At 66.7% G+C, this 10,313-nt stretch carries 11 protein-coding genes and 1 pseudogene; 10 read left to right on the top strand and 2 right to left on the bottom strand.

Features of this window, described 5'->3' with window-relative positions; translation table 11 throughout:
* Nucleotides 1-138 precede the first annotated feature (138 nt).
* Nucleotides 139-495, bottom strand: coding sequence for a hypothetical protein (locus PY257_RS04045; RefSeq protein ID WP_275739110.1), 357 nt, complete (start codon nucleotides 493-495; stop codon nucleotides 139-141).
* Between PY257_RS04045 and lepA the strand changes: the two genes are divergently transcribed.
* The 10 genes from lepA to PY257_RS04095 all read left to right on the top strand — a co-directional run bounded on the left by lepA (nucleotide 485) and on the right by PY257_RS04095 (nucleotide 9,243).
* On the top strand, nucleotides 485-2,293 hold the full coding sequence (gene lepA, locus PY257_RS04050) for a translation elongation factor 4 (protein WP_275739111.1): 1,809 nt from the start codon (nucleotides 485-487) through the stop codon (nucleotides 2,291-2,293). The two genes, PY257_RS04045 and lepA, sit on opposite strands and share 11 nt — an antisense overlap.
* Before the next feature lie 10 nt (nucleotides 2,294-2,303).
* Nucleotides 2,304-3,275 carry a signal peptidase I gene (lepB, locus tag PY257_RS04055; RefSeq protein WP_275739113.1) on the top strand — a complete coding sequence of 324 codons (972 nt, stop codon included), beginning with the start codon at nucleotides 2,304-2,306 and terminating at the stop codon, nucleotides 3,273-3,275.
* A 47-nt stretch (nucleotides 3,276-3,322) separates the two neighbouring features.
* Nucleotides 3,323-3,691, top strand: a complete 369-nt coding sequence (locus PY257_RS04060; RefSeq protein ID WP_275739115.1) for a DUF4845 domain-containing protein — start codon at nucleotides 3,323-3,325, stop codon at nucleotides 3,689-3,691.
* A 33-nt stretch (nucleotides 3,692-3,724) separates the two neighbouring features.
* A complete protein-coding gene (rnc, locus tag PY257_RS04065) occupies nucleotides 3,725-4,408 on the top strand; it encodes a ribonuclease III (protein ID WP_275739117.1) in 684 nt (227 codons plus the stop codon).
* On the top strand, nucleotides 4,405-5,370 hold the full coding sequence (gene era / locus PY257_RS04070) for a GTPase Era (protein WP_275739119.1): 966 nt from the start codon (nucleotides 4,405-4,407) through the stop codon (nucleotides 5,368-5,370). Before rnc ends, era begins: the two co-directional genes overlap by 4 nt.
* Before the next feature lie 212 nt (nucleotides 5,371-5,582).
* The gene (recO, locus tag PY257_RS04075; protein WP_275739121.1) at nucleotides 5,583-6,356 is read left to right on the top strand and encodes a DNA repair protein RecO; all 774 of its coding nucleotides are present in this window, start codon (nucleotides 5,583-5,585) and stop codon (nucleotides 6,354-6,356) included.
* Nucleotides 6,353-7,120, top strand: coding sequence for a pyridoxine 5'-phosphate synthase (locus PY257_RS04080; RefSeq protein ID WP_275739123.1), 768 nt, complete (start codon nucleotides 6,353-6,355; stop codon nucleotides 7,118-7,120). Before recO ends, PY257_RS04080 begins: the two co-directional genes overlap by 4 nt.
* A gap of 54 nt (nucleotides 7,121-7,174) precedes the next feature.
* Nucleotides 7,175-7,576, top strand: coding sequence for a holo-ACP synthase (gene acpS, locus PY257_RS04085; protein ID WP_275739125.1), 402 nt, complete (start codon nucleotides 7,175-7,177; stop codon nucleotides 7,574-7,576).
* Nucleotides 7,573-8,664: a beta-N-acetylhexosaminidase gene (nagZ, locus tag PY257_RS04090; protein ID WP_275739127.1), complete on the top strand. Its 1,092-nt coding sequence runs from the start codon at nucleotides 7,573-7,575 to the stop codon at nucleotides 8,662-8,664. Before acpS ends, nagZ begins: the two co-directional genes overlap by 4 nt.
* 207 nt (nucleotides 8,665-8,871) lie before the next feature.
* A complete protein-coding gene (locus PY257_RS04095; protein WP_275739129.1) occupies nucleotides 8,872-9,243 on the top strand; it encodes a DUF805 domain-containing protein in 372 nt (123 codons plus the stop codon).
* A 281-nt stretch (nucleotides 9,244-9,524) separates the two neighbouring features.
* Here the strand turns inward: PY257_RS04095 and PY257_RS04100 are convergent.
* Nucleotides 9,525-10,226 (bottom strand): annotated as a pseudogene (locus PY257_RS04100) (NAD(P)H-dependent flavin oxidoreductase); the annotation flags it as partial.
* Nucleotides 10,227-10,313: the final 87 nt, after the last annotated feature.

The raw sequence follows: 10,313 nt of genomic DNA on the forward strand, positions 1-10,313 counted from the left end.
ACCCTCAGTCGGTTTTGGGGCCATTGGGACGGCTGGCGCAGGGGCGGAATGAAAAAAATCCGGCCCTGGCGGTCAGGTTGGGCATGAATAAAATAGATGTATGCACTAACTTCTGGCCAGTCTTCATGCCGAATCTCGCTAGAATCCGGTACTGTTACCATGCCCCGGCAACATATCGGACGCTCCCGGCACCACCATGCGAGATGGGCTGGACTGATGCACAGTTGCTCCACAGATCGCCCACAAGTTGTCCAGAAAACTATTCACGCCGATTGTGAATAAATTGTTTATAACTTTCTTGTTGCTGTGCTGCAACGTGCCCGGGGAGCTGTGTCGCGGGGTGTACGCGCCGGGCTTTTTGCCTACAATGAAGCTCCAACTATCGCAGTTGCCATAGATTGTTGGTTCAGGGCGCGTCACCACTCGACGCGCCCTTTTTTCTTGTGCGCGCCGTTTCAATTCAATCACTTGTAGCTTCCCATTGATGAACCACATCAGAAACTTTTCCATCATCGCGCACATCGACCACGGCAAATCGACCCTGGCCGACCGCCTGATCCAGCGCTGTGGCGGCCTTGAGGACCGCGAGATGGAAGCGCAGGTTCTCGACTCGATGGACATCGAGAAAGAGCGTGGGATAACCATCAAGGCGCAGACCGCGGCGCTGCAGTACAAGGCCCGTGACGGACAGGTCTACAACCTTAATCTGATCGATACGCCGGGCCACGTGGACTTCTCTTATGAGGTGTCGCGCTCGCTCTGCGCATGCGAAGGCGCGCTGCTCGTGGTCGATGCGTCGCAGGGCGTGGAAGCGCAGACCGTAGCCAATTGCTACACCGCGCTGGACCTGGGCGTCGAGGTGCTGCCCGTGCTCAACAAGATGGACCTGCCGCAGGCCGATCCCGACAACGCCAAGGCCGAGATCGAGGACGTGATCGGCATCGACGCCAGCGAGGCGATTCCCTGTTCGGCCAAGACCGGCATGGGCATCGACGAGATTCTCGAAGCCATCGTGGCGAAGATCCCCGCGCCGCGCGGCAAGCCCGACGCGCCGCTGCGCGCGATGATCATCGACAGTTGGTTCGACAGCTACGTCGGCGTGGTGATGCTGGTGCGCGTGGTCGATGGCCGCCTGCTCAAGGGCGAGCGCATCAAGATGATGGCCACCGGTGCGGTCTACAACGCCGATACCCTGGGCGTCTTCACGCCGGCCAACCAGCCGCGCGACCTGCTCGCGGCCGGCCAAGTGGGCTACGTGATCGCCGGCATCAAGGAACTGCAGGCGGCCAAGGTGGGCGACACCATCACGCTGGAGAAGAAGCTGCCCAACAACCTGGGCCCCGCCGAGACGGCGCTGCCGGGCTTCAAGGAAGTGCAGCCGCAGGTGTTCGCGGGCCTGTATCCGACCGAGGCGAGCGAGTACGACGCGCTGCGCGATGCACTGGAGAAACTCAAGCTCAACGACGCCGCGCTGCACTACGAGCCGGAGGTGTCGCAGGCGCTGGGCTTCGGCTTTCGCTGCGGCTTCCTGGGGCTGCTGCACATGGAGATCGTGCAGGAGCGCCTCGAGCGAGAATTTGACCAAGACCTGATCACCACCGCGCCGAGCGTGGTGTACCAGGTGGTGCAGGGCGACGGCGAAGTCATCATGGTCGAGAATCCGTCCAAGATGCCCGACCAGGGCCGGCTCCAGGAGATCCGCGAGCCCATCGTCACCGTGCACCTGTATATGCCGCAGGACTACGTGGGCGCGGTCATGACGCTGGCCAACCAGAAGCGCGGCGTGCAGGTCAACATGGCCTACCATGGCCGCCAGGTCATGCTGACCTACGACATGCCGCTCGGCGAGATCGTGCTGGACTTCTTCGACAAGCTCAAGAGTGTCAGTCGCGGCTACGCCAGCATGGACTACGCGTTCAAGGAATACCGGGCGTCGGACGTGGTGAAGGTCGACATCCTGCTCAACGGCGAGAAGGTCGACGCACTTTCCATCATCGTCCACCGCAGCCAGAGCCAGTACCGCGGCCGCGCCGTGGTGGCCAAGATGCGCGAGATCATCAGCCGCCAGATGTTCGACGTGGCCATCCAGGCGGCCATCGGCGCCAACATCATCGCGCGCGAGACCATCAAGGCGCTGCGCAAGAACGTGCTGGCAAAATGCTACGGCGGCGACATCACCCGCAAACGCAAGCTCCTCGAAAAACAAAAAGCTGGCAAGAAACGCATGAAGCAGATCGGCTCGGTCGAAGTGCCGCAAGAAGCCTTCCTCGCCATCCTGCAAGTGGAAGACTGAAAAAGAACGAATGCAAATCCTCACCTCTCTCGTGCTGGCGGCCTTCGCCGGCTACATCGGTGCCTGGTACCTGGGCGCCATCGAAGGCAACTTCGCGCTGCTGCTGCTCCTGGCCACCGTGGTCACCGGCGCGTACTGGCTGGCCGAGCGCTTCTACTTCCTGCCGCGCCGGCGCCGCGCCGCGCAGGCGGTCGAGGATGCCACGGCCCAGCGTCGCGCCGAACTCGACCGCATGGGCATCCAGAAAGTCGACGGCGGCGACGTGCAGGAGGCCAAGGGCCGCATCCTCATGCAGCCCTGGTGGCTGGACTGGACGGCGGGCCTCTTCCCCGTGATCGCCGTCGTGTTCCTGCTGCGCTCGTTCCTGTTCGAGCCGTTCAAGATCCCCTCGGGCTCGATGATCCCCACGCTGCTGGTGGGCGACCTGATTCTGGTGAACAAGTTCACCTACGGCATCCGCCTGCCGGTACTCAATACCAAGATCACCCAAGGCAAGCCGCTGGCGCGCGGCGATGTGGTGGTGTTCCGCTACCCGCCGCAGCCCAGCATGGACTACATCAAGCGCGTGGTCGGCATTCCCGGCGACGAGGTGGCCTACCTGAACAAGCGCCTGATCATCAACGGCCAGCCCGTCCCCAAGGTCGCCGCGCCCGAATTCTTCGACGAGGACGCGATGCGCTATTTCAAGCAGTTCGACGAGGATCTGAACGGCGTGCGCCACCGCATCCTCAACAACGACGACGTGCCTGCCTTCGTGCAGGGCGCCAGCGACTTTCCGATGCGCAAGAACTGCAGCTACACCATCGAAGGCGTGACCTGCAAGGTGCCCGAGGGCCAGTACTTCATGATGGGCGACAACCGTGATAATTCGCTCGACTCGCGCTACTGGGGCTTCGTGCCGGACCAGAACATCGTGGGCCGCGCCTTTTTCATATGGATGAACTTCAGCAGCCCCCTCAAGCGCATCGGTTCGTTCAACTGACCTACCAACAGGGGTTCGCCATGACTACTTTCGCGAGGGATTCGGGTATGAGGAAACTGCAGCGTTGCGCCAGCCGCACGCGCCAGCGCGGGCTGTCCTTCTTCGGCCTGGTGCTGCTGGGCGTGATCATCGTCAGCGTGGTCGCCGTAGGCAGCCAGGCGATACCTATATTCCTGGAATTCCAGGCGATCCGCAAAGCTGTCGCGAAGGCCGCGAGCGAAGGCTCCACGGTCGCCGACGTGCGCGCCGATTTCGACCGGGCCGCCGCCATCGACGACATCAGCTCGATCAGTGGCAAGAACCTCGAAGTCACCAAGGAGGGCGACAAGGTCGTGGTGTCGTTCGCCTACCAGCGCGAGATCGCGCTGGTAGGTCCGGCCTACCTGACCTTCAAGTTCGAAGGCAAGTCCAACTGATGCCGGCGTCCCGGCAATGGCACTGAAGCGCCCGTGGACCCTTCGCTACTCGCGCTGCAGCAGCGGCTGCGGCACCGCTTTTCCGATGCGCGCCTGCTGCAGCGCGCCGTCACGCACCGCAGCTTCGCGGCGGACCACAACGAACGGCTCGAATTCCTCGGCGACTCCGTATTGAGCCTGGCCATCTCGGGCCTGCTCTACGACCGGCTGGCCGGCATGCCCGAGGGCGACCTTTCGCGCGTGCGCGCCAACCTCGTCAAGCAGGACACGCTGCACGGCATCGCCCTGGACCTGAAGCTGCCCGAGGTGCTGCGCCTGGGCGAAGGCGAATCCAAGTCCGGCGGCCACAAGCGCCCCTCCATCCTGGCCGACGCGGTGGAGGCGCTGATCGGCGCCGTGTACCTCGACGCCGGATTCGATGCTGCGTGCGCACTGGTACTGCACCTGTACGAGAAGGTGGACGTGAACCCGCACATGCAGGCCGTCTCCAAGGACGCCAAGACCGCGTTGCAGGAGTGGCTGCAGGGCCGCAAAATGCACCTGCCGCTCTACCGCGTGGTGGGCACGCTGGGCGCCGCGCACCGGCAGACCTTCGACGTGGAATGCGAGATCGCCGAGTTGGGCCTGGCCGAGCGCGGCATCGGCGGCTCGCGCCGCGCGGGCGAACAGGCCGCCGCCGCCGCCATGCTCGCCACACTGAAAGCCAGGAACCTATGAACAACGATGCTACAAATTCAGTAGCTGCTACCGCAGGAGATACGGGCGCTGCAGGCCAAAATGGCTTGCAACAGCACTGCGGCCTGATCGCCATCGTGGGCAAGCCCAACGTGGGCAAGTCCACGCTGATGAACGCGCTCGTGGGGCAGAAGATCAGCATCACCTCGCGCAAGGCGCAGACCACGCGCCACCGCATCACCGGCATCCGCACGCGCGAGCAGACGCAGTTCGTGTTCGTCGACACCCCCGGCTTCCAGACCAAGCACAGCACGGCGCTCAACAAGTCGCTCAACAAGACCGTGCTCGGCGCCATCGGCGACGTGGACCTGATCCTGTTCGTGGTCGAGGCCGGCAGCTTCACACTGGCCGACGCCAAGGTGCTGTCGCTGCTGGGCCCCGACATTCCGGTGCTGCTGATCGCCAACAAGCTCGACGCCGTGCACCGCCGCGCCGAGATCGCCCCCTGGCTGCGCGACATGCAGCAGCGCCATCCGTTCGCCGAGTTCGTGCCCATGTCGGCCAAGAACAAGGGCGACATCGAGCGCCTGTTTGGCATCTGCGCCAAGTACCTGCCCGCGCAGCCCTGGTGGTATGCCGAGGACGAGCTGACCGACCGCAGCGAGAAGTTCCTGGCCAGCGAAACCGTGCGCGAGAAGCTGTTCCGCTTCACCGGCGACGAGTTGCCCTACACCTCCACCGTCGTCATCGACAAGTTCGACGAGGAGCCCAGCAAGACCCATGGCCGCATGCTGCGCATCAGCGCCACCATCGTGGTCGAGCGCGACGGCCACAAGGCCATGGTGATCGGCGAGGGCGGCGAGCGCCTGAAGCGCATCGGCACCGAGGCCCGGCAGGAGCTGGAAAAGCTCATGGGCGCCAAGGTGTTCCTCGAACTCTGGGTCAAGGTGCGCTCGGGCTGGGCCGACGACGAGGCGCGCGTGCGCTCCTTCGGGTATGAATGACAGCCCCCCGAGTCGCCGGCGCCGCCTTCCCCCCAGGGAAGCGACGCCAGTGGCTGGGCCAAGCCCGTTCCGCGGCGTCCGCTGGCGTGGCCTGCACCGCGGCTTTCCGAGGGCATGCCGCTGGGCCAGTGCGCTGGCGGCTTGATACCAAAACAATCCGCCTCCAGCGCATGCCCTGGCAAGCGCAGGCTGCTATCGTAAAAATAGCTTTCATGCCCGCCCGTCGCATCTCCGACGAACCCGCCTACGTGCTGCACCGCTACGACTGGAGCGAGTCCAGCCTGATCCTGGAGCTGTTCACGCGCCGCCACGGCCGCGTGGCCGCGGTGGCCAAGGGGGCCAAGCGGCCCACCTCCAACTTCCGGCCCGTGCTGCTGCCGCTGCAGCCGCTGCGCGTCGCCTACGGCGTGGCCGGGGAGAACGCGGAGATCCACGCCCTCAAGGGCGCCGAATGGGTGGGCGGCCACGTCATGCCCGCGGGCGAGGCGCTGCTGGCCGGCACCTACCTCAACGAACTGCTGCTGCGCCTGCTGGCGCGCGACGACCCGCACATCCCGCTGTTCGACGCCTATGCCGGCGTGGTGCGCGTGCTGGCCGGCGGCGGCACGCGCGGCGACGCGCTCGAATCCGTGCTGCGCGCGTTCGAGCTGCTGCTGCTGCGCGAGGTGGGCCTGCTGCCCAGCCTGGACGCGCAGACCCTCACGCAGGGCGGCCTGGCGACCCTGGGCCGCTACGTGCTCGTGCCCGAAGGCGGCCTGCGCGAAGCCGCATCCGGCGAACGCAGCCTGGCCGGCCCGCAGTGGCAGGCGCTGCAGGCGGCCCTCGACGGCAGCGGCGAAGCCGGCTTCAGCGCCGTGCTGCGCGCCTGCGCCCCGTTCGTGGCCGACCTCAAGCCGCAGCTACGCACGCTGCTGCACTACCATTGCGGAGCGTCCATGCTGCGCACCCGCCAGTTCATGATGGATATCCAGGGCCTGCTGCCATGACACCACCCGCCTTCCCCGCCCGTACCGCGCTCTCCGCCAACGTCAACAAGGTCGCGCTGCTGCGCAACACGCGGCACCTGGGCATCCCGAGCGTCACGCGCGCTGCCGCGCTGTGCCTGCAGGCCGGCGCCGCCGGCATCACCGTGCACCCGCGCCCCGATGCGCGCCACATCCGTGCCGACGACGTGTACGAGATCGCCGACCTGCTGCAGGCCTGGCCCGGGCGCGAATTCAACATCGAGGGCAATCCCTTCCACAACCTCATGGACTTCGTGCGCGCCGTGCGTCCGCAGCAGGCCACCTTCGTGCCCGACGGCGAGGGCCAGTTCACCAGCGACCACGGCTGGAACCTGGCCGCCGATGCCGCGCGCCTGGCGCCGCTGGTGGCCGAATGCCATGCGCTCGGCGTGCGCGTGAGCCTGTTCATGGATGCCGATCCCGACGCCATGCCCGCCGCCCGCGCCCTGGGCGCCGACCGCGTGGAGCTGTACACCGAGCCCTACGCCGCCGCCTGGGGCCGGCCCGGGCAGCCCGAGGTGCTGGCCCGCTTCACCGCCGCGGCGCGCGCCGCGCAGGACAGCGGCCTGGGCGTGAACGCGGGACACGACCTGAACCGCGACAACCTCGCGGACTTCCTGCGCGCCGTGCCCGGCGTGCTCGAAGTCTCCATCGGCCACGCGCTGATCGCCGACGCGCTGGAACTGGGCTACGAGGCTGCGGTGAAAGACTACCTGCGCTGCATCGATGCCGTGCATTTGCTATGAAAATAGTAGCTTCTGCCGCAGGTGGGGTGGGCGCCTGATGCCATTCCGACGCCCATGATCTACGGCATAGGCACCGACATCTGCGACGTGCGCCGCGTGCGCGCCAGCCTGCAGCGCCACGGCGAACGCTTCGCCCGGAAGATCCTGGCCGACGGCGAACTCGCCACCTGGCACGCGCGCAGCCAGCGCTGGCCCGAGCGCGGCGTGCGCTACCTCGCCACGCGCTTCTCGGCCAAGGAGGCGTTCAGCAAGGCCATCGGCCTCGGCATGGTCATGCCCATGACCTGGCGCGCCTGCGAAATCGCCAACCAGCCCGGCGGCGCGCCCGCCATCGTGCTGCACGGCGCGCTCCAGGACTGGTTCGAAGCCCGGCGCCTGACCGCGCACATGAGCGTGACCGACGAAACCGACTACGCCGCCGCCTTCGTGGTGGTGGAGTGCCTCCCCACCCCATGACGACGACACCCCACGCCCCCCTCATCATCGACGTGGCCGGTACGGCCCTGACCGCCGCCGACCGCCGCCGCCTGGCCCACCCACTGGTGGGCGGCATCATCCTGTTCGCGCGCAATTGGCAGAGCCGCGCGCAATTGCTGGCGCTGGCCGCCGCCATCAAGGCCGTGCGCGCCGACCTGCTCATCTGTGTGGACCACGAGGGCGGACGCGTGCAGCGCTTCCGCACCGACGGCTTCACCCACCTGCCGCCCATGCGCGCCTTCGGCGAACTGTGGATGCGCGACGGCCGGGCCGGCCCCGGCGCAGGCGCCATGGCCGCCAGCAACGCCGCCACGGCGGCGGGCTACGTGCTGGGCAGCGAACTGCGCGCCTGCGGCGTGGATTTCAGCTTCGCCCCCGTGCTCGACCTCGACTGGGGCCCTTCAGGTGTCATCGGCGACCGCGCCTTCCACCAGGATCCGCGCGTGGCGACGTTGCTGGCCAAGAGCCTCATGCACGGCCTGCTGCAGGCCGGCATGGCCAACTGCGGCAAGCACTTCCCCGGCCACGGCTTCGTCGCCGCCGATTCGCACACCGACGTGCCCGTGGACCGGCGCGGCCTGCAAGCCATCCTGTCCGCCGACGCCGCGCCCTACGGCTGGCTGGGCAGCACCCTCGCCAGCGTGATGCCCGCGCACGTCATCTACCCGCGGGTAGACAGCCGCCCCGCGGGCTTCTCCGCGCGCTGGCTGCAAGACATCCTGCGCGGCCAACTGGGTTTCGGCGGCGCCATCTTCAGCGACGACCTCAGCATGGAAGGCGCGCGCCGGCTCGACGGCCGGCCCATCAGCCACACCCAGGCCGCCGTGGCCGCACTGCAGGCGGGCTGCGACTTGGCGCTGCTGTGCAACCAGAGCGTGGGCGAAGGCCGCGCGGTCGATGCCCTGATCGACGGCCTGGCCGCCGCCCAGGCCGCGGGCCAGTGGCGGCCCAGCCCCGACAGCGAATCGCGCCGCCTGGCGCTGCTGCCGCAGACCCCGCCGCTGCCGTGGGACGAACTGATGCTGCAGCCGGCCTACATCCGGGCGCTGGAACTGCTGCCGCAATAAGCGCCGCGCCGCCCGGCAGGGCTGCGCACCGCGCGCCGGCCCTGGTCGTCCGATTTGCCGTTCGTTCAGTTCAGTTCAGTCAGTCAGTCTTGTGCCGAATGGGCGCCGTCGATATGATGGCTCGCCTATTTGTTCGACCGACGTCAGATAAGCATTGCCAGCCGCATAAGCATATATGGGGCATAAATCAACAAACCGGGGGAAAGCATGAATTGGTTTCTGGTCGCCTTGAAAAAGTACGCCACTTTCTCGGGCCGCGCGCAACGCGCCGAATATTGGTATTTCGTTCTTTTCTATCTCATTATCTTCGTCGTGCTGTCCATCATCGACGGCCTCACGGGTTCGTTCAGCGCCGACGCGGGCCTGGGCCTGCTGGGGGGCCTCTTGACGCTCGCGCTGTTCATTCCCTCGCTGGCCGTCACCGTGCGCCGACTCCACGATACCGGACGCAGCGGCTGGTGGCTGCTGATCGCATTCGTTCCGCTGGTCGGCGCCATCGTCCTGCTTGTCTTCACGGTGCAAGACAGCGCGGCAGGAGATAACGCATATGGCCCCAATCCCAAGGGCAGTGCGGCCTGATTTGCACCGGTCACAAAAATCTCACCCGCACCCTGGCGGGTTTCCGGTGAAACCGAAGGCCGGGCCGCCAAGATAATGTAATGCCGGTGGCGCAGGTATTGCGTTTCTAGTGCAGTGTTCAACGCCAAGCAGCCCATAAAACCGCGCCTTTTGCCGCATGGCGGCGTTGCAAATCCTCGCGATAGCGACGGCTATCGCTGTGGTTTGCGCCTTGCCCTGCGCCAAAACGCATCGCTTTTATTGGTGCCGCCAAGCATCGAACACTGCACTAGGATCGGTCGCTACCGCTTTGCAGGCAGGCCTGCCGCCAGTTCCCGCGTCACTTCAGCCGCCGGCACCGCCCGGCAGCCGCTCGCGTTCTGCCCGCTCCACAGCGGCGAGAAATCTCCGCTGCCTGCTTTCTCCGCCGCCGTGCGCAGCGGCGCGATGGCGGCGGTGGCGAGCGGGAAGGCCGGTGCGGCGTTGTCCAGCGCGCCCAGTTCGCGCATGGCGCGGTTCACGATGCCGCGCGCCGGGCCGCCTGTGAACAGCGTGGTCAGCGCCGTGTGGCGCGCGGTGTCGCCTTGCTGCAGCGCGGCGCGGTGGATGGCACTGGTGGTGGCCTCGGGGCACAGCAGGTAGGCGGTGCCGGCCTGCACGCCCGCTGCGCCCAGGGCGAAGGCCGCCGCCACGCCCTGGGCGTCCACGATGCCGCCCGCGGCGATGACAGGCACGCGCACCGCGCGCACGATCTGCGGCAGCAGCGCGAAGGTGCCCATCTGGGTCGTCAGGTCGCGCGTGAGGAAGAAGCCCCGGTGCCCGCCGGCCTCCAGGCCCTGGGCGATGATGGCGTCGGCGCCGTGCCGCTCCAGCCACAGCGCCTCCTCGACCGTGGTGGCGCTCGACAGCACCTTGGCGCCCCAGCCGCGCAGGCGCGCCAGCAGCGCGGGCGCGGGCAGGCCGAAATGGAAGCTCACCACGGGCGGGCGGAATTCCTCCAGCACGTCGATCATGGCGGCGCTGAACCACAAGTTCGACACCTTTTTGCCAAAATTCCGGATTTTCCGCCCCGACCTGCCAATAGATTCAAC

Source organism: Curvibacter soli, assembly GCF_029211125.1.
Classification (GTDB): Bacteria; Pseudomonadota; Gammaproteobacteria; order Burkholderiales; family Burkholderiaceae_C; genus Curvibacter_A; species Curvibacter_A soli.